The following is an 18,545-nucleotide window of genomic DNA, read 5'->3' as shown; positions in this document are numbered from 1 at the left end:
GCGGTAGGGCAGGTGACCTCAGATGCCCGGCCGGTAGCGCATCGGATGGTCCGCCGGGACCTCCACCAGCACGATCGGCGTCCCGTCCGGATCCGCGATCCACATCTCGACCAGCCCCCAGGGCTCCTTCACCGGCGGCCGTACGATCTCCACGCCCTTCGCCCGCAGCTCGGCCTGCGCCGCCCCCGCGTCGTCGACCTGAAGCCACAGCCGCGTGGCCGGCGCCGGCGGGGTCTCGGACCGGCCCGAGACCTCCAGGAAGCCACCGCCGAGGAAGTAGACCGTCCCGCGTTCCGGTCCCGTGCCGAACTCCCGGTACACGGCGAGCCCGAGTTGTTCGCCGTAGAAGGCACGGGACCGCTCGGGGTCGGTGGGGCGGAGCAGAATCCGGCTGCTGAGTACGTGCACCATGCACTGGAGGCTAGTCGTGGAGTTACTCTCGTCCCTGCCCCAGCGCGCCACGAAACGGAGACGCACGCCCATGGACACCGCCGCCCACGGACTGACCTACCGCGATGCCACGGACGCCGACGTGGACGAGCTGGTCGTGCTGATCGAGTCGGCGTACCGGGGTGACGCGAGCCGGGCCGGGTGGACCACCGAGGCGGACATCCTCCAAGGGCAGCGGACCGATCCGGAGGGTGTGCTGGCCGTCGTCAAGTCGCCCGACGGCCGGCTGCTGACGGTGGAGCGGGAGGGGCGGATCGTCGCCTGCTGCCAGCTGGAGCACCGGGGGGAGCACGCCTACTTCGGCATGTTCGCGGTCAGCCCCCGGCTCCAGGGCGCGGGCCTCGGCAAGGTGATCATCGCGGAGGCGGAGCGGCAGGCGCGCGAGACGTGGGGCGTGACGGAGATGCACATGACCGTCATCTCCGTGCGCGACGACCTCATCGCCTGGTACGAGCGGCGCGGCTACCGCCGTACGGGACGGACGACCCCGTTCCCGTACGGCGACGAGCGCTTCGGCATCCCGCAGCGCGACGACCTGGAGTTCGAGCTGCTGATCAAGGAGCTCGCCTAGCCACTACGCCGTGAAACGGCCCGTGCGCTTGATGTCCGGGTGATCGGTGGTCGCGCCGTCCAGGCCGAAGGCGCGGACGAGACGCAGATGGTCCTGCGTGTTCACCACCCAGCCGATGATCCTCAGGTCGGCCTTGCGGGCGCGCTCCACGATCTCCAGGGTGAGCCGCCTGATGTTCAGGCAGACGGTCTCGGCACCGGCCGCGACGGCGCGGTCCACGATGTCGGTGCCGTAGCGGCTGGCGATCAGCGCGGTGCGCACACCCGGCACCAGGGGCTTGATCTCGGCGATGGCCTCGTCGTGGAACGAGGACACCTCCACCCGCCCGGCCAGCCCCCGCTCGTTCATGACCTGCGCCAGGGCCCGCGCCGCCTGCGCGTCCTTGATCTCCGCCTGGAGGGGCGCCTGAACGGCCTCCAGGACCTCCTCGAAGACCGGCACCCGCTCACCGCGGCCCGCGTCCAGGGCCCGCAGCTCGGCGAGGGTCTTCTCGGCGATCGGTCCGGTGCCGTCGGTCGTGCGGTCCACGTCCGTGTCGTGCATGACGACGAGCGCGCCGTCCTTGCTCAGGTGCAGATCGAGTTCGATGGCGTCCAGGCCGGCCTCCTGCGCGGCGAGGAAGGACCGGAGGGTGTTCTCGGGCTCCACGCCCATGACTCCGCGGTGACCGATGGTGAGGAAGTTCAAGACGCGACTCTCTTCCGTCGACAGGCGGCAGTGGGGGCCTGGCGGCCCATCTGACCGTATCGCCTGTACCGGCCCTGTGCAGAGGGTGAGGGCATGGTCGGCGTGCGTACGGGCACAAGCATGGTCGACAGGAAAAAGTGCCGTGAAGGGCGGGGTGAGGCAGGATATTTTCCCGAGGGATCCCTTGCTGGGAGGAACCTCGTACGTATACGGTCGACGTACGAGAGATTCTCCCGTGGAAGGTGTGACATGACGGAAATTCTTGTGCAGGTGGGCTCGGGGGAGCGGGTTCCTCCCGGTGCCAGGGTGGTGAAGCACCCGGCATGGCCCGTGCTCAAGGATGCCGTGGAGCGCATCCGGCCATGGCAGTCCCAGGACGGGTCCATCGACTTCGACGCCGAGGACGCGCCCGACCCGGCCGACGCCGAACTCGCCGTCCGCCAGGTCGCCGACGCGGTCCTGGAACTCTCCCCGCTGCTCCCGCACGATCGCGACTACCACGAGGCCCTGGTCAAGGACCTCGGCCTGTGGGCCGACGGCGGCTTCCAGGTGCCCGACTTCCTCGACTCGCTGCTGGCCTTCCAGCCCGCCGCGAACCGCGCCGACGGCCTCCAGCACCTGGTCGTCTTCCCCATGTACACGCAGAACGGCAACCCGGACCGCAACCTCGAAGCGGTCGTGCTGCGCATGGTCTGGCCGGACTGGCTGGCCGAACTGGAGCGCACCCGCTACGACAACCCGCTGTTCTGCGGCATCAAGTTCGAGGACTTCACAGCGGGGTACGACACCAACTCCGCCGTGCTCTTCCCCGAGACCATCGCCGTGCGCGAGGCCCCCGAGCGCTTCAGCTGGGGCGGCATCTTCTGCGACCGCGAGGCCGCCCGCTTCCGCCGCGTCACCGACGCCGCCGTCGACATCCTCGGCCTGGAGCTGCCCGAGGACGTCGCCGCGATGGTCCACGACCAGAAGCGCTGCGAGGAGGCGTTCGTCCTGTGGGACATGGTCCACGACCGCACTCACAGCCACGGCGATCTGCCGTTCGACCCGTTCATGATCAAGCAGCGCCAGCCGTTCTGGATGTACGGCCTGGAGGAGCTGCGCTGCGACCTCACCGCCTTCAAGGAGGCCGTGAAGCTCGCTGCCGACGGCGTCCCGCAGGCCCGTGACGTGCAGGTCGCGGTCCTCTTCGACCGTATGTTCCGCTTCCCGGTCACCGGTGAGCGCGTACGCAACTACGACGGCCTCGGCGGCCAGCTGCTCTTCGCCTACCTGCACAAGCACGAGGTCGTCCGCTGGACCGACAACAAGCTCTCCCTCGACTGGGAGCGCGCCCCGCAGGTCACCAACCAGCTGTGCGCCGAGATCGAGCAGCTGTACCGCGACGGCATCGACCGCCCCAAGCTCGTCCACTGGTTCGCCGGGTACGAGTTCGTCTCCGCCTACCTCGCCCCGCACCCGGGCTCGAAGTGGGCCAAGGGCCCCGACGCGCTGGACGTGACGCAGCCGCCGCGGAAACTCGTCGATGACGTGCTTCCGGACGAGTTTCCGCTGAGCATGTTCTATGAGGCACTGTCCAAGAAGCTGAAGAACGTGATCGCCTCCACCAAGGGCATCACGGCGGACGGCGCCGAGCGGATCGCCGCGTGAGCGATCAGCGAAGCGAGACCACGGCTCAGGAGGCGAAGACCATGGCGGGGAACGGGGCGCTCAGCGGTGCGGTGATCGCGGTGGCCGGAGCGGGCGGACCCGCGGGCCGGGCCGCGCTGCTCAAACTGGCCGAGGCGGGGGCCACCGTCATCGGCTCGGACAACGACCCGGAGCGGCTGGCGGAGGCGGTGGACGCGGCGAGTTACGCGACCGGCGGCGCCACCGTCACCGGTGACACGGTCGACCTGCTCGACCTGCGGGCGACTCACGACTGGGCCACCCGCATCGAGAAGGACTTCGGCCGTGTCGACGGCCTGGTCCATCTCGTCGGCGGCTGGCGCGGCAGCGAGACCTTCACCAGGACCAGCCTCGACGACTGGGACTTCCTGGAGATGCTGCTCGTCCGCACCGTGCAGCACACCTCCCTCGCCTTCCACGAGGCGCTCCAGCGCAGCGACCGCGGCCGGTACGTGCTGATCAGCGCGGCGGGTGCCAGCAAGCCCACCGCGGGCAACGCCGCCTACGCCGCCGCCAAGGCCGCCGCCGAGGCGTGGACGCTGGCCATGGCCGACTACTTCCGCAAGGCCGGGGGCCCCGAGGGCCCGACCTCGGCGGCTGCCATCCTGGTGGTGAAGGCACTGGTGCACGACGCGATGCGCGCCGAGCGACCCAACGCGAAGTTCGCGGGCTTCACGGACGTCAAGGACCTGGCCGAGGCCGTCACCGAGGTCTGGAAGAAGCCCGCCGCCGAAGTGAACGGAAACCGTCTGTGGCTCACCGACAAGCCGTGAACCCGCCGAAGACCGACGCCCGTCGCCATCACGACCCCGAGGTCCGCGGTTTCGCCAGCGACAACTACGCCGGCGCCCACCCGGAGGTGCTCGCCGCCCTGGCCCTGGCCAACGGCGGGCACGAGGTCGCGTACGGCGAGGACTCCTACACCGAGAACCTGCAGAGTGTCGTCCGCAGCCACTTCGGGCCGACGGCCGAGGCGTTCCCGGTCTTCAACGGCACCGGCGCCAACGTCGTCGCCCTCCAGGCGGTCACGGACCGCTGGGGCGCGGTGATCTGCGCCGAGAGCGCGCACATCAACGTCGACGAGTGCGGGGCGCCCGAGCGGGTCGGCGGCCTGAAACTGCTGACCGTGCCCACACCCGACGGCAAACTCACGCCCGAGCTGATCGACCGGCAGGCGTACGGCTGGGACGACGAGCACCGCGCGATGCCGCAGGTCGTCTCCATCACCGAGACCACCGAGCTGGGCACGGTCTACACACCCGACGAGATACGCGCCCTGTGCGAGCACGCCCACGCGCACGGCATGAAGGTGCACCTGGACGGCTCCCGGCTGGCCAACGCCGCCGCCACCCTGGACGTCCCGATGCGCACGCTCACCAACGCCGCCGGGGTCGACATCCTCTCCCTGGGCGGCACGAAGAACGGCGCCCTGTTCGGCGAGGCGGTCGTGGTCCTGAACCAGGACGCCGTCAGCCACATGAAGCACCTGCGCAAGCTGTCCATGCAGCTCGCCTCCAAGATGCGCTTCGTGTCGGTGCAGCTGGAGGCCCTGCTCGCCCGGGACCTGTGGCTGCGCAACGCCCGCCACTCCAACGAGATGGCCCAGCGCCTCGCCGAGGGCGTACGCGCCGTGCACGGCGTGGAGATCCTCCACCCGGTGCAGTCCAACGCGGTGTTCGCCCGCCTGCCGCACGACGTGAGCGAGCGCCTCCAGAAGCGGTTCCGCTTCTACTTCTGGGACGAGGCCGCGGGCGACGTCCGCTGGATGTGCGCCTTCGACACGACCGAGGACGACGTGGACGCGTTCGTGGCGGCACTGAAGGAGGAGATGGCCCGCTAGGGCCACCCCCTCGCGGGTGCCGCGTCAGTTGACGACGATCCGCGCGCTGTTGTTGCGCAGGTTCGGGTCGAACTTCCTGATGCTCAGCTCGGGATCGTCGTTGACGGTGGCGACGGTGGTGCGTGCGCCGCGCACCACCCGGTCGATCCGCAGGGGGATCTCGAAGGTGTGCGACGCCTTGTCGTGCAGGTAGATCGGCGTCCTGCAGTAGTAGGTGGTGGGGGACGCGCCGTCCTCCGAGGTCCAGCAGTCCTCCTCCGGCAGCCCCATGACGGTGGTGCCCTGCGGCGCCTGGAACCGCACCTTCGCCACGGAGGCGCCCGCACCCAGCGACGCCACCCAGGCCGGACCGCGGTTGTGCACGGTGACCCGGGCGGTCACGGTGTCACCGGCGGCCCCGCTCACCCTGCTGCCGAGGAGCTTCAGGTCGGCGGTGTTCCGGGCGTTGAGCATGACGGTCCGGTGGTTGTCCTGCGGGTCGATGTCGGGGTCCGCTGCCGCGGCCCCGGTGGCGGCCACGGCACGCAGGTCCAGCTCGGCGCCCGTGCCCCGGGTCCACGCCCAGTCGCCGCGCATGTCCTCCAGTGTCTCGTCGGCGTACGGATGGACGGAGTGGTCGAACCGCTCGTACATCGCTTTCCGGCCCACGTCCAGGCCGGTGCTCAGCGCGTACCGCTGTCCGGGTGCCACCGCCTCGTCCAGCACGCACAGGGCGGATGTACCGGTGTGGTGCTCCCGGTACTCGCAGTTGGCGTGCCGCTGCTCGAAACGCAGCCCGTACGAGGCGTTGAGCCACAGCAGGGTGCGCTCCGCGGTGCGGTTGCCGCTGTTGGACAGAGTGGCACGCACGCTCGTCTCCGAGCCCGGCCTGAGGCCGTGCTGGTAGTCGGTCTGGCTGAGGCCGAGGTCGGGCCCGTTGCCCAGGCCGACCCGGGTCTCGGCCGGGTGGGACGTCGCCTGTGCGGCGACGGCCGAGTAGCGCACGTACCCCGAGGCGCTGACGTCCGCTCCCGGCAGCGCGCGCAGCCCGAACGTGGCGGCCGGCACGCTCTCCGTCCCGGCGGGCATCTCGGGGAAGTCGCAGACCGCCCTGACCTCCGACTCGGGTTCGCAGTTCGTGGGCCAGGACACCCGCGCGAACGAGGCGATCTCGCTGATGTCGACGGTCAGCCGCCCGGCCGGCACCGTGTCGTCGGCGACGTCGCGGCTGACCTGCACGGCCAGGCTGCGCTCACGCGCGCCGCCGTCCGCGTCCACGCCCGGCAGCACCGTCTCGTAGGGCGCGCTGATCCACAGCTTGTTCTCCTGGGCGTACGCGGGGCCGGCCCCGATTCCGGCAGCCGCCAGGACACAACTCCCGAGCGCGGCGCCGAGCAGGCGGTGTGGGTCCTTCATGTCTTCCCCCTTGTCACGGATCTGCGGAGGCCGAGACCGGCGGTGCGGCGGAAGGGTTGTGGCCGGGCGGGTGGTTGCGGCGATGTTCAGCCGTTCTTCCGCGATGCATAAATATGCGAAAGTCAGGAAAAGAATTGACCCGAGAGTGAACTCGTCCCTATGCTCTGCCTGTATGCAGCTGATCCAGGAAACCCCGGACCTATCCGCCTACTTGGCCGCTGACGAGGCGATAGACCATCATCATCCGCTCGTGCGCGAGACAGCGGCCAAGCTGGCCAAGGGTGTGGCGAACTCGTATGAATATGCTCAGGCGGCGTTCGAGTTCGTGCGCGACACGATTCCGCACTCGCAGGATTCGGGCGATCTGCGCGTCACCTGGCGCGCCTCCGACGTGCTGGAACAGCGCACCGGCATCTGTTACGCCAAGGCCCACGCGCTCGCGGCGCTGCTACGGGCCGAGGACATCCCGACCGCTTTGTGTTACCAGAAGCTCGACGTGGTGCACGGTCTGGTCGCCGTGCGGTTCAACGGCGCATGGCACCGGCAGGACCCCCGGGGCAACAAGCCGGGCGTGGACGCGCAGTTCTCCCTCGACGGCGAGCGGCTCGCGTTCACGCCCGACCCGGCGACCGGTGAGGCGGACTGTCCGGTCCTGTATGCCGCACCTCACCCGGTCGTACTCGACACCCTCAAAGCGGCCGTCGACCGGCCCCACCTGTGGAGGGCACTCCCCACCGCACTGTGAAGCGGGACCCGGTCCCCGGGCCGACCGCACCCGGGGGTCAGTGCGCGTCCGCCTCCCGCACCTGCTCCGGCGTCGGGGCCGTGCCGCCGAGGTGGGCCGGCATCCACCAGGTGTCGTCCGGGCTCTTCGGGCGTACGGGATAGGCGCGCTGGGCGGCCTCTAGGAGTTCCTGGACGCGCTCGCGCAGCTGACGGGTGATCGCGCCCGCGTACTTGTCACGGGAGGCCTCGATCGCCTCGCCGACCCGCATCGTGATGGGGATGTGGCTGCGCTTGAAGTTGCGGGGGTGGCCCTTGGTCCACAGCCGCTGCGTACCCCACACCGCCATCGGGATCAGCGGGACACCGGCTTCCTGAGCCATGCGTGCGGCGCCCGACTTGAAGCTCTTCAGCGTGAACGACTGGGAGATGGTCGCCTCCGGGAAGACCCCGACGATCTCGCCCGACCGCAGCGATTCCAGGGCGTGCGCGTACGCCGCCTCGCCCTGCTTGCGGTCCACGGGGATGTGCTTCATCCCGCGCATCAGCGGGCCCGAGATCTTGTGGCGGAAGACGGACTCCTTCGCCATGAAGCGCACGAGACGCTTCTGCGGCAGGGCGGCCAGGCCGTTGAAGACGAAGTCCAGGTAGCTGATGTGGTTGCTCACCAGCACGGCGCCGCCCGAGCGCGGGATGTTCTCCGAACCCTGACAGTCGATCTTGAGGTCCCACGCCTTGAACAGCGTGCGGGCGAAACCGACGACTGGACGGTAGACGAGCTCTGCCATGGGCGGGTTGAACCCTTCCTGCTCTGCCTGGGAAGGGATTCCCAGCGGAAGTTACGCAGCCGTAGGTTTACGGCTTGTCGCAGATCGTGCCCCAAGAACGGCCGGGTAGCCAGTCCCCGTGCCCGCGCGTGAGGAGATTCTCGTCACGTCTCCGCCTGATCCCACCTCGTGCTTTTACGCTCCCATTACTCCGCGCGTACCGTCACCCGCCGCATGAGCAGGTACATCTCGCACCCCAGGCAGTACCCGAAGACGGCGTTCAGAAAGGCGGCCGCGAGCGCGGCGCCGGTCGCCGCGAGGCCCAGCCAGCCGGATCCCAGCGTGTAGGCGACGAGCCCCAGCCCGGCGAAAACGAGCCCCACCGCCTGGGCGAAACGTGGGGGTTCGGGCGCCTCGAACCCGGTCGGCGGCCCGAGCCGCGGTCGGACGGCCTTCCGGAACAGCAGGCCGTAGGGCGATCGGGCCACCCCACCGGCCGCGCCCAGCAGGAACGCCAGCGTCTGCCAGGCCAGCAGCCACGCGCTCCCCGTGACCAGAACGATCGCCAGGACGACGGTCGTCACGGCCGCGCCGAAACGCGGCCCTCTCACATCGATGTCCATAGGAATCAAGCATTCCGCAGGACGGGCCTGTGGGGAGCGCGGGAATCTTTGCGGTCTCGTGAACGCTTGCAGCAGGTGATGACCGGACTGGTGGTGTGCGTGCTGGTGCTCGCGGCGGCGAGCGCCTACGGAGTGCTGCAACGGCGGCGGAGCGGGAGAGTGCGGGTGCGCGGGCGGGACGACGGCAAGCGGCTGGAGGCGGCCGAGCTGGGGGCGGAACTGGGCGAGCGGGCCACCCTCGTGCAGTTCTCCAGCGCGTTCTGCGCACCCTGCCGGGCGACCCGGCGGGTCCTCGGCGAGGTCGCCGGCATGGTCCCGGGTGTGACCCACGTCGAGATCGACGCCGAGGCGCACCTGGACCTCGTACGACGGCTGGACATCCTCAAGACCCCGACCGTGCTGGTCCTCGACGCCGACGGCCGGGTGGTGCGGCGGGCCACCGGCCAGCCGCGCAAGGCGGATGTGATCGCCGCGCTGGGGGAGGCGGTGTGAGGGACGCGACCCCGTCAGTGAGTCATCTCCCACATCAGGGAACGAACTTGACTGCGCCGACCATTTATCGTCAGCCTGACCCCATGCCTGCGGACCTTCTCGCCACGCCCGACCTCCTGCGCTCGGTCTTCCGGCGGCACGCGGCGGGGATCGCCGTGATCACCGCCCGTGGCGACGCCGGTCCGGTGGGCTTCACCGCCACCTCCCTCGCCTCCGTCTCCGCCGAGCCGCCCCTGCTGTCCTTCGGTGTCGGCACCGGATCCTCCAGCTGGCCCGCGATCGCGGCGGCCGGGCATGTCGGCGTCCACATCCTCGGCGAGCACCAGCAGGAGCTGGCCGCCACCTTCGCCCGCAGCGGAGCCGACCGCTTCGGCCCGCCCACCGCCTGGCGGGAGGGGCCCGAGGGTGTCCCGGTGCTCGACGGCGTGCTGGCCTGGCTGGTCGGCCGGATCGTCGCCCGCGTGCCCGCCGGGGACCACCGGATCGTGATCGCGGAGGTGGTGCACGGCGACCCCGCGGGCACCGGCCGGCCGCTCCTCTACCACCAGGGACGTTTCAACCGCCTGCACGACTGATCCGCGTGTCCCCAGGGCTGCGGGACCGTCGAGTTCCGGTTACGCTGCGTTGCGAAGGTCACAGTTCAAAGCGCTTGCTTAGCGGGAATGAACTAGATGTACTGGCGAGTAATATTTCGCTCGGAGCGTGGGTCGCCCCGACCGGGATCGGCCGCTTGAGGCGCCTATGCTGCCTGCAAGTAGGCAGCATGGAAATGACGATGCAGTAGGAGAGCCGGCGTGAGCTTGAGGATCGTTGTCACTGTGAAGTACGTGCCCGACGCCACTGGCGACCGGCACTTCGCCGATGACCTGACCGTCGACCGGGACGACGTGGACGGTCTGCTCTCCGAGCTCGACGAGTACGCGGTCGAGCAGGCGCTGCAGATCTCCGAGAACTCCGACGACGACGTGGAGATCACCGTCCTGACGGTGGGCCCCGAGGACGCCAAGGACGCCCTGCGCAAGGCGCTGTCCATGGGCGCCGACAAGGCGATCCATGTCGAGGACGACGACATCCACGGCACCGACGCCATCGGCACCTCCCTGATCCTGGCCAAGGCCATCGAGAAGGCCGGCTATGACCTGGTGGTCTCCGGTATGGCCTCCACCGACGGCACCATGGGTGTCGTGCCCGCGCTGCTCGCCGAGCGTCTGGGTGTGCCGCAGGTGACCCTGCTGTCCGAGGTGTCGGTCGAGGACGGCACGGTCAAGGGCCGCCGCGACGGTGACGCCGCTTCCGAGAACCTTGAGGCCTCCCTGCCGGCGGTCGTGTCGGTCACCGACCAGTCGGGCGAGGCGCGTTACCCGTCCTTCAAGGGCATCATGGCGGCCAAGAAGAAGCCGGTTCAGTCCTGGGACCTGTCCGACCTCGACATCGAGGCGGAGGAGGTCGGCCTGGAGGGCTCCTACACCACGGTCGAGAACGCGGCCGAGCGTCCGGCCCGTACCGCGGGCACGATCGTCAAGGACGAGGGCGAGGGCGGCAAGCAGCTCGCTGAGTTCCTCGCGGGCCAGAAGTTCATCTGAGCCCGCATTCGCTGACCGCCCCTCATCTTTCGCAAGCAGGAGAGAAGAAGTCCCATGGCTGAAGTTCTCGTCTACGTCGACCACGTGGACGGTGCCGTCCGCAAGCCCACCCTGGAGCTGCTGACCCTGGCCCGCCGCATCGGCGAGCCGGTCGCCGTCGCGCTGGGCAACGGTGCCGGTGACACCGCCGCCGCGCTCGCCGAGCACGGCGCGGTGAAGGTGCTCACGCATGAGGCGTCCGAGTACGCCGACTACCTGGTCGTGCCGAAGGTGGACGCGCTGCAGGCCGCGGTCGAGGCCGTGTCCCCGGCGGCCGTGCTGGTGCCGTCCTCCGCGGAGGGCAAGGAGATCGCCGCCCGTCTGGCGCTGCGTCTGGGCTCGGGCATCATCACCGACGCCGTCGACCTGGAGGCCGGCGACGAGGGCCCGGTGGCCACCCAGTCGGTGTTCGCCGCGTCCTTCACCACCAAGTCCCGTATCTCCAAGGGCACGCCGGTCATCACGGTCAAGCCCAACAGCGCGGCCGTCGAGGCGGCTCCGGCCGCCGGTGCGGTCGAGGCGCTGTCCGTGTCCTTCTCCGCCCAGGCCACCGGCACGAAGGTCACCGGCCGTACGCCGCGTGAGTCGACCGGGCGTCCGGAGCTGACCGAGGCCGCGATCGTGGTCTCCGGTGGCCGTGGTGTCAACGGCGCGGAGAACTTCGGACTCATCGAGGCACTCGCCGACTCGCTCGGCGCGGCTGTGGGCGCCTCGCGTGCCGCGGTGGACGCCGGCTGGTACCCGCACACCAACCAGGTCGGCCAGACCGGCAAGAGCGTGTCCCCGCAGCTGTACATCGCCTCCGGCATCTCCGGCGCGATCCAGCACCGCGCGGGTATGCAGACCTCGAAGACGATCGTGGCGATCAACAAGGACGCCGAGGCCCCGATCTTCGATCTCGTCGACTACGGCGTCGTCGGCGACCTCTTCGACGTCGTCCCGGCCCTGACCGAGGAGATCAAGACCCGCAAGGGCTGATCGACCCCGGCTGTGGAAGGCCCCCGTGACCGCACGAACGGTCACGGGGGCCTCTTCTCATCCCAGGGTCATCGAGGCCTGCACCGGCAGGTGGTCGCTCGGGTACGTCCCGTCCACGGAGAAGGTGTTCATCCCGGCCCAGTGCGTGGTCACCCCGGGCGTCGTGAGGATCCAGTCGATGCGCCGCCCGCCGGGCTTGGGCCCTCGGTAGCCGTGGTGCGTCCCATACGCCGGACTCCGCGAGGCCGCCGCGTCCCAGGCGTCCACCAGTCCGATGTCCAGCATGAGGTCGTACACCCGGTTGTCGTGGGCGGCCGCGTTGAAGTCGCCGGTGACGATGACCGGTAACGACCGGTCCCACCCGGCGATCGTCTCGCCGATGAGCCCCGCCGAGCGTTCCCGGGCGTACTGGCTGACGCTGTCCAGGTGGGTGTTGAGGACGTAGAACTCCCGTCCCCCGTCGGCGAGGTCGGCGAAACGGACCCAGGTCACCATGCGCAGCCAGTCCGCGCCCCAGGTGTTCGAGGCGATCGTGTTCGGGGTGTCGGACAGCCAGAAGTGATCGAACTCGATCGGGTCGAGTCTGCGCGTGTCGTAGAAGATCGCCATGAACTCGTCCTTGCTGCCGCCCCCACGTCCGGTGCCGATCCAGTCGTAGTGCCCGCCGAGATCTGTCTCGATCATGCGCAGCTGCCGGTAGAGCCCTTCCTGGGTGCCGATGACGTGGGGTCGCTCGCGGCGCAGCAGTTCTCGCATCACCGGTCGGCGCACGGCCCAGCGCGGTGTCGCGTCGACGACGGTCGCGAAGCGCACGTTGAACGTCATGACGTTCAGGGCACCTGGGTGCTCGCCGGCGGAAGCGGGCTGTGTGGGGCCTGCGCTGGTGAGCAGCGGTCCAGCGATGGCGGCGGCCGCAGCCGCCTTGAGCCCGTGGCGGCGCGTCACTCCGACCTCGTTCGGCACGTGGTCTCCCTCCCCTTGCGCGTCAGGATGAAGCTTGCCCTCTGAATACGGAAGAAGACGGCGGGTCGGCAGTGACCAAGGGTGGAGGATGGGGAATCCCACTTCCAGACGGTGTTGACCAGGCCGAAGGGCGGCCGATAACTTCGCTCTACGGATTGTTGATTCCGCACAGCGGAAGCAGGAGGGTCTCGGAATGGGTCAGGGCCGGCAGGAGAAGGTGGCGACGAGCCTCGCGGGCGCCGTCAGCGAGGAGATCAGCGCCTCCCTCGCGCCCGTCGACGCCGAACTGGAGCGCCGCTACCCCGGAGACCCCGGCACCCGACAGCCCGTCCACACCGTCTACGTACCCGGCGACGCCTTCGCCGCCGACACGATCCGCGCCTGGGGCGACCGGGCCCTCGCCGCCCTCGACGAACACGCCCCGGACGCCGCGTCCTTCGCCGCCGTCCTCGGCCTGGCCGACGAACTCGCCGAGCCCGTCCACGCGCGCGTGCGCGCCAAGCTGGAGCGCGAGCCGATCGAGGACCTGCGCGTCGACTTCGAGGACGGCTACGGCAACCGCCCCGACGCAGAGGAGGACGAGGCCGCCGCCCGCGCCGCCCGGCTGATCGCCGAGGCCTACGAGGAGGGCACCGCCGCCCCCTGCATGGGCATCCGCATGAAGTGCATGGAAGCGCCCGTACGTGCCCGGGGCATCCGCACCCTCGACATCTTCCTCACCGGCCTGATGGAGGCCGGCGGCCTGCCCGACGGGCTGGTCCTCACCCTGCCCAAGGTGACCTACGCCGAGCAGGTCACCGCCATGGCGCGCCTGCTGGACGCCTTCGAGAAGACGCACGGGCTGGAGCCCGGCCGGATCGGCTTCGAGATCCAGATCGAGACGAGCCAGGCCATCCTCGCCGCCGACGGCTCCGCCACCGTCGCCCGCATGATCCAGGCCGCCGAGGGCCGCGCCACCGGGCTGCACTACGGCACCTTCGACTACAGCGCCTGCCTCGGCGTCTCCGCCGCCCACCAGGCCAGTGACCACCCGGCCGCCGACCACGCCAAGGCCGTCATGCAGGTCGCCGCGGCCGGCACCGGCGTCCGCGTCTCGGACGGCTCCACCAACGTCCTGCCCATCGGCCCGACCGAGAAGGTGCACGCCGCCTGGCGCCTGCACTACGGCCTCACCCGCCGCGCCCTGGCCCGTGCCTACTACCAGGGCTGGGACATGCACCCCGGCCACATCCCCACCCGCTACGCGGCCGTCTTCGCCTTCTACCGCGAGGGCTTCGAACAGGCCGCCGCCCGTCTCGCCCGCTACGCCAACCGCACCGGCGGCGACGTCATGGACGAACCCGCCACCGCCAAGGCCCTCAGCGGCTACCTGCTGCGCGGCCTGGACTGCGGCGCCCTGGACATCGGTGAGGTCGCCCGGCTGACCGGCCTGACCCGCGCCGACCTGGAGAGCTTCGCGGTGCCCCGGCGGGGGGACCTGACGGCGTCCGCCTGAGGGCCTCTCTCCGAGGGCTCTGCCCCCCCGTACCGGCACTGTCACAGCCGTCACCACCGCCTGTCGCTGTCACCGCCGCCCCGTAGTCTGTACGCCACGTACGGACGTGTCAGCGGATCCGGTGGGATCAGGGGAACGGGGCAGCGGTGTCAACGGGGGAGTACGGGCAGTCGGACGGGGACGGTCGGCTGCTGGCAGGCCGTTATCGGGTCACGGCCCAGCTGGGGCGCGGCGGCATGGGCGTCGTCTGGAAAGCCGTCGACGAGGTCCTCGGCCGTGAGGTGGCGGTCAAGGAACTGCGCACCTACACCGACGCGGCGGGCCCCGAACTGGCCGGTCTGCGACTACGGATGCAGCGCGAGGCGCGTGCGGCGGCCCGGGTGCGCCACACCGGCGTCATCGCCGTGCACGACATCGCCGAGGTCGACGGCCGCCCGCTCATCGTCATGGAGCTGGTCGACGGGCCGTCCCTGGACGACGTCCTGCGCGACCGCGGCCCGCTGGACGCGCGCGAGGCGGCCGGGATCGGCGCCAAGGTCATGGACGCGCTGGCCGCCGCCCACCGCGTGGGCGTGCTGCACCGTGACGTGAAGCCCGGCAACATCCTGCTCGACCGCTCGGGCCGGGTCGTCCTCACCGACTTCGGCATCGCCACCATGGACGACCCGGGCGACGGCTCGGCCACGCACCTCACCCGCAGCGGCGAACTCGTCGGCTCCCTCGACTACCTGGCCCCCGAGCGGGCCCAAGGCGCCGACCCGGGCCCGGCATCCGACATCTGGGCCCTGGGCGCCACGCTGTACGCGGCCGTCGAGGGCTCCTCGCCGTTCCGCCGTACGTCCACGTTCTCGACGCTCACCGCGATCGTCACCGAGCCGCTGCCCGAGCCCCGGCGCGCCGGCCCCCTCGCCCCCGTCCTCCAGCAGCTGCTGGACAAGCGCCCCGAGGGCCGCCCGGAGGCCGACCGGGCTCGCGAGATGCTCCAGAGGCTGGCGGACACAGGCGGCACGGACACGCCGACGTCCGCATTGCGAGGCCCTGCGGCTTCGCCCCGGCCCCCGTGCCCCGAGACGGAGCGCAGTGTCCCGTCGGTGCCGCCGGGCTTCGGACCAGCACAGCACATGCAGCCGGGCGCCACCGGACCCCAGGATGCTCCGGGCACACCGGGCTCCGGCACGGCTGCCGCCCTCGGAACCACCGGCACCCCAGGAGCGACGGCCTCCGACGCACCAGGACAGCCCGGCGCGGGCTCGGGGCCCGGCTCGGATGGCTCGGCGGCCGGTTCGCAGGACTCGGGGTCCGGCTCGGATGGTTCGGGACACAGTCCACACGGCACAGGGCCGGGCTCGTACGGCCCGAGTCACGGCCAGCAGGCTTCAGGGGCCGCCTCGCACGGCTCGGGCGCTGGTCCGCACACCGCAGGCCCCGGCCCACATGACCCGGGCCCCGGACCGCACGGCCCGGGCCCCGGACCGCACGGCTTCGGGCCGGCCGGTCCGGGCAGCCCCGCCCCCGGTGCCTCCGCTGCCACAGGTCCGATGAACTCCCGCGCCACGCTTCGCCGGAAGGCCCGTGTCCTCCTCGCGGCCGCGGCCGTCACCGTCGTCCTCGCGGCGGCCGGTGCCACGGTCGCCCTGCTGACCGACTCCGACAGCAAGGACACGGGCGCGCGGACCGACGCCGCCCGTGCCGATGCCGCTGCCTCGGCGGGCGAGTCCGGTCGTAGAGATGACGGTTCGAACGCCCCCAGGCCCGAGGGACAGGGCGACGAGAAGGGCAAGGCTCCGTCGGAGAAGCCCGGGGACGAGAAGAAGCCGGAGCCCACCGGCCGGGCGACCACCTCGGCCCCCGCCAAGTCCTCCGGCGGCACCACCGGCGACATGACCGGAGGGACGTCGGGCGGCACCTCCGCAGGCGGCGGCACCGGCGGCGGTTCCGGCGACGGCGGTACGACAGGCGGCGGCGGAACCACCACCGAGGCACCCGTCTGCCACGCCATCGGCGGCGGCAAGTACAACTGCACGGTCTGGAAGACCGCGGACTCCTACACCGCCTCCGGCACCAAGGTCGGCGTCCTCAAGGCCGGCACCAACTACTTCTACTGCCAGCAGAACCTGGGCCGGCGGGAGACCGACGGCCAGTGGACCAACATCTGGTGGGCCAGGACCGACGACGACAGCGGCAACACGGACGTCTGGGTCAGCGACGTCTACATCAAGGGCGGCGACAACGACGCGCCCGTCCCCGGGCTCCCGGTCTGCTGAGCGCGCAGCGACACCGCCGCGTACCGCTCCAGCCCCGACGCCGTCACCAGCTTCTCCTCGACGAACAGCCGCGTGCCCCGCTCGCACGACCGCCGGTCGGAGCGGGCCCGCGCGGAGAACTCCTCGGGCACGACGCCGAACAGCTCCCGCAAGCGCGGCAGGCCGACGAGCAGCTCGGTGAGCAGCACCCGCTGGCCCGGGTGGGTGCGCGGCACGCCGGTGCCGTCGTGCAGGACGCCGTGCCGGTTGACGTACGCGTACGCACCCGGCAGGCGGGTGCCGTCCGCGAGGTCGACGCGCACGTCGGGCGAGGGCAGCCAGGCACGGTCGTAGTTGCCGGCCGGCACCGGCACGCCCTCGCTCGCGTCGATCACCGCGAGCTGCTCGGCGTCGAGCCAGATGACGAACAACTCCCGCACGGTGTCGGGCGCGCTGACCGGCGAGGCCGACACGTACCCCATACGGCTCACATGCGCCGACACACCGGCGTCGACGCCCGTCACCCGGGCCTTCACCATCGGGATCGGCGACATGATCCCGAACTCCTCCATCTTGTGCCGCAGTTGCCCTGGGCAGGCGTTTGAGCCGATGGCGAGAACCGGTGTGCGGTCCTCGTACACCAGCCGGTCCAGCGGCAGGAAGCGGTCCCCGTCGAGGAGCCCGGAGTCGGCGGGCCACGCGCCCGGGTAGAGCAGGGGGTGCTCGCGCGGGGCCTCGGCCAGGCCGAGTGCTCGCAGGGTGCGATCGGCGAGGTGCTCCCTATGTTCCGTGTGTTCCATGGGCCGCTCAATCCGCCGGGGGCAGCTCGCCCGAGCCGCGGGTGATCAGCCGGGTCGGCAGCTCGATGCGTTCGGGGGTGACGAGGGTGCCGTCCAGCTGCCGGAAGAGGCGTTCCGCGGCGGTACGGCCGATGGCCGCCGCGTCCTGGGCGACGACGGTGACGCCCGGCTGGAGCAGGTCGGCGAGCTCGATGTCGTCGAAGCCGACCAGGGCGACCCGGCGTGCCTGCTCGGCGAGCACGCGGATCACGGTGACCGTCACCCGGTTGTTGGCCGCGAAGATCGCGGTGACCGGGTCCCGGCCGGACAGCATCTCCTCGGCCGCCCGGCGCACCCGCTCGGGGTCGGTGACGCCGAGGGACATCCAGGAGCCCGCCACCGGTATGCCGGCGTCCTCCATCGCGGCCCGGTAACCGCGCAGCCGCTCCGCGGCGGTGTGGATGCGGGGCATGTCGCCGATGAAGCCGATCCGGCGGTGTCCGTGCGCGATGAGGTGGGCGACGCCGTCCCGGGCACCGCCGAAGTTGTCCGACAGGACCACGTCGGCGTCGATGTGCCCGGCCGGCCGGTCCACGAACACCGTGGCGACACCCGCCCTGAGCTCCGGCTCCAGATACCGGTGGTCGTCACCGGCCGGGATCACCACCAGCCCGTCCACCCGCCGCGCGCACAGGGCCAGCACCAGTTCCTGCTCGCGGTCCGGGTCCTCCGCGCTGGAGCCGTTGATCAGCAGGGCGCCGTGCGCGCGCGCCACCTCCTCGACCGACCGGCTCAACGGCCCGTAGAACGGGTCCGCGAGGTCCTCCAGGACCAGACCGATGCTCGCCGTGCGGCCCTTGCGCAGCACCCGCGCGCTGTCGTTGCGGCGGAAACCGAGCGCGTCGATCGCCTCCTGGACACGCCGCTCCGTCTCCGGGGTCACGCCCGGCTCCCCGTTCACGACGCGGGAGACCGTCTTGAGCCCGACCCCGGCCCGTGCCGCGACGTCCTTCATGGTCGGCCGGGTGCCGTAGCGCGTGGCGGATCGGAGGTTGGTCTGGGGCACGGTGCGGTGTCCTGTCCTGTCGTCCACGGGGGTGCGGCGGTCCTGGATTTGTATGAGGATGTGGCGTCGAGCATAGAGCCTGGACAACGTTGTCAGGCTCGGGGGAGACTGTCCACCGCAATCTCCGGACCGTGCTCCGCTGCTGGCCGGCCAGTCCTTTCACCGTTGACGGGGAGTTCCGACACT

The 18,545-nt window shown here is 70.9% G+C and carries 19 protein-coding genes; 11 read left to right on the top strand and 8 right to left on the bottom strand.

Features of this window, described 5'->3' with window-relative positions; translation table 11 throughout:
• Positions 1 to 18: 18 nt before the first annotated feature.
• On the bottom strand, positions 19 to 411 hold the full coding sequence (locus HDA41_RS04575) for a VOC family protein (protein WP_184980931.1): 393 nt from the start codon (positions 409 to 411) through the stop codon (positions 19 to 21).
• 70 nt (positions 412 to 481) lie between these two features.
• Between HDA41_RS04575 and HDA41_RS04570 the strand changes: the two genes are divergently transcribed.
• Positions 482 to 1,021 (top strand): GNAT family N-acetyltransferase, encoded by a 540-nt coding sequence (locus HDA41_RS04570; protein ID WP_184980929.1) that lies wholly within the window; start codon positions 482 to 484, stop codon positions 1,019 to 1,021.
• A gap of 3 nt (positions 1,022 to 1,024) precedes the next feature.
• Here the strand turns inward: HDA41_RS04570 and HDA41_RS04565 are convergent, their stop codons facing one another.
• Positions 1,025 to 1,708: a glycerophosphodiester phosphodiesterase gene (locus HDA41_RS04565; RefSeq protein WP_184980927.1), complete on the bottom strand. Its 684-nt coding sequence runs from the start codon at positions 1,706 to 1,708 to the stop codon at positions 1,025 to 1,027.
• Between the two features lie 249 nt (positions 1,709 to 1,957).
• Between HDA41_RS04565 and HDA41_RS04560 the strand changes: the two genes are divergently transcribed.
• Genes HDA41_RS04560 through HDA41_RS04550 form a run of 3 tightly spaced genes read left to right on the top strand, consistent with a single transcriptional unit; the run spans position 1,958 to position 5,213 of the window.
• The gene (locus tag HDA41_RS04560; protein ID WP_184980925.1) at positions 1,958 to 3,355 is read left to right on the top strand and encodes a DUF6421 family protein; all 1,398 of its coding nucleotides are present in this window, start codon (positions 1,958 to 1,960) and stop codon (positions 3,353 to 3,355) included.
• Between the two features lie 41 nt (positions 3,356 to 3,396).
• Positions 3,397 to 4,146 (top strand): SDR family NAD(P)-dependent oxidoreductase, encoded by a 750-nt coding sequence (locus HDA41_RS04555; protein ID WP_184993139.1) that lies wholly within the window; start codon positions 3,397 to 3,399, stop codon positions 4,144 to 4,146.
• Complete coding sequence (locus tag HDA41_RS04550; RefSeq protein ID WP_184980923.1) at positions 4,143 to 5,213, top strand: threonine aldolase family protein; 1,071 nt, start codon at positions 4,143 to 4,145, stop codon at positions 5,211 to 5,213. Before HDA41_RS04555 ends, HDA41_RS04550 begins: the two co-directional genes overlap by 4 nt.
• A 24-nt stretch (positions 5,214 to 5,237) precedes the next feature.
• Here HDA41_RS04550 and HDA41_RS04545 read toward each other — a convergent pair whose 3' ends face one another.
• Entirely contained in the window at positions 5,238 to 6,608 is a 1,371-nt protein-coding gene (locus HDA41_RS04545; protein ID WP_184980921.1) for a hypothetical protein, read from the bottom strand.
• A gap of 172 nt (positions 6,609 to 6,780) precedes the next feature.
• Here HDA41_RS04545 and HDA41_RS04540 point away from each other — a divergent pair, with 172 nt between their 5' ends.
• Positions 6,781 to 7,353: a transglutaminase domain-containing protein gene (locus HDA41_RS04540; protein ID WP_184980919.1), complete on the top strand. Its 573-nt coding sequence runs from the start codon at positions 6,781 to 6,783 to the stop codon at positions 7,351 to 7,353.
• A 37-nt stretch (positions 7,354 to 7,390) separates the two neighbouring features.
• On the opposite strand, the gene HDA41_RS04535 is transcribed toward HDA41_RS04540, so the two are convergent.
• Complete coding sequence (locus tag HDA41_RS04535) at positions 7,391 to 8,119, bottom strand: lysophospholipid acyltransferase family protein (protein WP_184980917.1); 729 nt, start codon at positions 8,117 to 8,119, stop codon at positions 7,391 to 7,393.
• A 185-nt stretch (positions 8,120 to 8,304) separates the two neighbouring features.
• Complete coding sequence (locus HDA41_RS04530; protein WP_184980915.1) at positions 8,305 to 8,721, bottom strand: DUF4395 domain-containing protein; 417 nt, start codon at positions 8,719 to 8,721, stop codon at positions 8,305 to 8,307.
• Between the two features lie 78 nt (positions 8,722 to 8,799).
• Here HDA41_RS04530 and HDA41_RS04525 point away from each other — a divergent pair, with 78 nt between their 5' ends.
• The 4 genes from HDA41_RS04525 (at position 8,800) to HDA41_RS04510 (ending at position 11,813) form a co-directional block, all read left to right on the top strand.
• A complete protein-coding gene (locus HDA41_RS04525; protein ID WP_184993137.1) occupies positions 8,800 to 9,213 on the top strand; it encodes a thioredoxin family protein in 414 nt (137 codons plus the stop codon).
• A gap of 83 nt (positions 9,214 to 9,296) precedes the next feature.
• The gene (locus HDA41_RS04520; RefSeq protein WP_184980913.1) at positions 9,297 to 9,788 is read left to right on the top strand and encodes a flavin reductase family protein; all 492 of its coding nucleotides are present in this window, start codon (positions 9,297 to 9,299) and stop codon (positions 9,786 to 9,788) included.
• Positions 9,789 to 10,007: 219 nt separating this feature from the next.
• Positions 10,008 to 10,796, top strand: a complete 789-nt coding sequence (locus HDA41_RS04515) for an electron transfer flavoprotein subunit beta/FixA family protein (RefSeq protein ID WP_184980911.1) — start codon at positions 10,008 to 10,010, stop codon at positions 10,794 to 10,796.
• Between the two features lie 54 nt (positions 10,797 to 10,850).
• The gene (locus HDA41_RS04510) at positions 10,851 to 11,813 is read left to right on the top strand and encodes an electron transfer flavoprotein subunit alpha/FixB family protein (protein WP_184980909.1); all 963 of its coding nucleotides are present in this window, start codon (positions 10,851 to 10,853) and stop codon (positions 11,811 to 11,813) included.
• A 57-nt stretch (positions 11,814 to 11,870) separates the two neighbouring features.
• On the opposite strand, the gene HDA41_RS04505 is transcribed toward HDA41_RS04510, so the two are convergent.
• Entirely contained in the window at positions 11,871 to 12,776 is a 906-nt protein-coding gene (locus tag HDA41_RS04505; protein ID WP_184980907.1) for an endonuclease/exonuclease/phosphatase family protein, read from the bottom strand.
• A gap of 193 nt (positions 12,777 to 12,969) precedes the next feature.
• On the opposite strand from HDA41_RS04505, the gene HDA41_RS04500 reads away from it, so the two are divergent.
• Positions 12,970 to 14,271 carry a DUF6986 family protein gene (locus tag HDA41_RS04500; RefSeq protein WP_184980905.1) on the top strand — a complete coding sequence of 434 codons (1,302 nt, stop codon included), beginning with the start codon at positions 12,970 to 12,972 and terminating at the stop codon, positions 14,269 to 14,271.
• Positions 14,272 to 14,417: 146 nt separating this feature from the next.
• Positions 14,418 to 16,535, top strand: coding sequence for a serine/threonine-protein kinase (locus tag HDA41_RS04495; RefSeq protein WP_184980903.1), 2,118 nt, complete (start codon positions 14,418 to 14,420; stop codon positions 16,533 to 16,535).
• Here HDA41_RS04495 and HDA41_RS04490 read toward each other — a convergent pair.
• Positions 16,481 to 17,314 carry a hypothetical protein gene (locus HDA41_RS04490; RefSeq protein ID WP_184980901.1) on the bottom strand — a complete coding sequence of 278 codons (834 nt, stop codon included), beginning with the start codon at positions 17,312 to 17,314 and terminating at the stop codon, positions 16,481 to 16,483. The two genes, HDA41_RS04495 and HDA41_RS04490, sit on opposite strands and share 55 nt — an antisense overlap.
• A gap of 7 nt (positions 17,315 to 17,321) precedes the next feature.
• Positions 17,322 to 18,386 (bottom strand): LacI family DNA-binding transcriptional regulator, encoded by a 1,065-nt coding sequence (locus HDA41_RS04485; protein WP_184980899.1) that lies wholly within the window; start codon positions 18,384 to 18,386, stop codon positions 17,322 to 17,324.
• Positions 18,387 to 18,545 lie beyond the last annotated feature (159 nt).

This window comes from Streptomyces caelestis (assembly GCF_014205255.1).
GTDB lineage: Bacteria > Actinomycetota > Actinomycetes > Streptomycetales > Streptomycetaceae > Streptomyces > Streptomyces caelestis.
This window is presented reverse-complemented; position numbering and strand designations above follow the sequence as displayed.

What these genes read in the sequence shown, in the direction of transcription:
- HDA41_RS04500 (WP_184980905.1), top strand. Translation starts at nt 12,970, where the DNA reads ATGGGTCAGGGCCGGCAGGAGAAGGTGGCGACGAGCCTCGCGGGCGCC.
- HDA41_RS04490 (WP_184980901.1), bottom strand. Translation starts at nt 17,314, where the DNA reads ATGGAACACACGGAACATAGGGAGCACCTCGCCGATCGCACCCTGCGA.
- HDA41_RS04575 (WP_184980931.1), bottom strand. Translation starts at nt 411, where the DNA reads ATGGTGCACGTACTCAGCAGCCGGATTCTGCTCCGCCCCACCGACCCC.
- HDA41_RS04555 (WP_184993139.1), top strand. Translation starts at nt 3,397, where the DNA reads ATGGCGGGGAACGGGGCGCTCAGCGGTGCGGTGATCGCGGTGGCCGGA.
- HDA41_RS04520 (WP_184980913.1), top strand. Translation starts at nt 9,297, where the DNA reads ATGCCTGCGGACCTTCTCGCCACGCCCGACCTCCTGCGCTCGGTCTTC.
- HDA41_RS04560 (WP_184980925.1), top strand. Translation starts at nt 1,958, where the DNA reads ATGACGGAAATTCTTGTGCAGGTGGGCTCGGGGGAGCGGGTTCCTCCC.
- HDA41_RS04535 (WP_184980917.1), bottom strand. Translation starts at nt 8,119, where the DNA reads ATGGCAGAGCTCGTCTACCGTCCAGTCGTCGGTTTCGCCCGCACGCTG.
- HDA41_RS04530 (WP_184980915.1), bottom strand. Translation starts at nt 8,721, where the DNA reads ATGGACATCGATGTGAGAGGGCCGCGTTTCGGCGCGGCCGTGACGACC.
- HDA41_RS04510 (WP_184980909.1), top strand. Translation starts at nt 10,851, where the DNA reads ATGGCTGAAGTTCTCGTCTACGTCGACCACGTGGACGGTGCCGTCCGC.
- HDA41_RS04545 (WP_184980921.1), bottom strand. Translation starts at nt 6,608, where the DNA reads ATGAAGGACCCACACCGCCTGCTCGGCGCCGCGCTCGGGAGTTGTGTC.
- HDA41_RS04570 (WP_184980929.1), top strand. Translation starts at nt 482, where the DNA reads ATGGACACCGCCGCCCACGGACTGACCTACCGCGATGCCACGGACGCC.
- HDA41_RS04540 (WP_184980919.1), top strand. Translation starts at nt 6,781, where the DNA reads ATGCAGCTGATCCAGGAAACCCCGGACCTATCCGCCTACTTGGCCGCT.
- HDA41_RS04525 (WP_184993137.1), top strand. Translation starts at nt 8,800, where the DNA reads ATGACCGGACTGGTGGTGTGCGTGCTGGTGCTCGCGGCGGCGAGCGCC.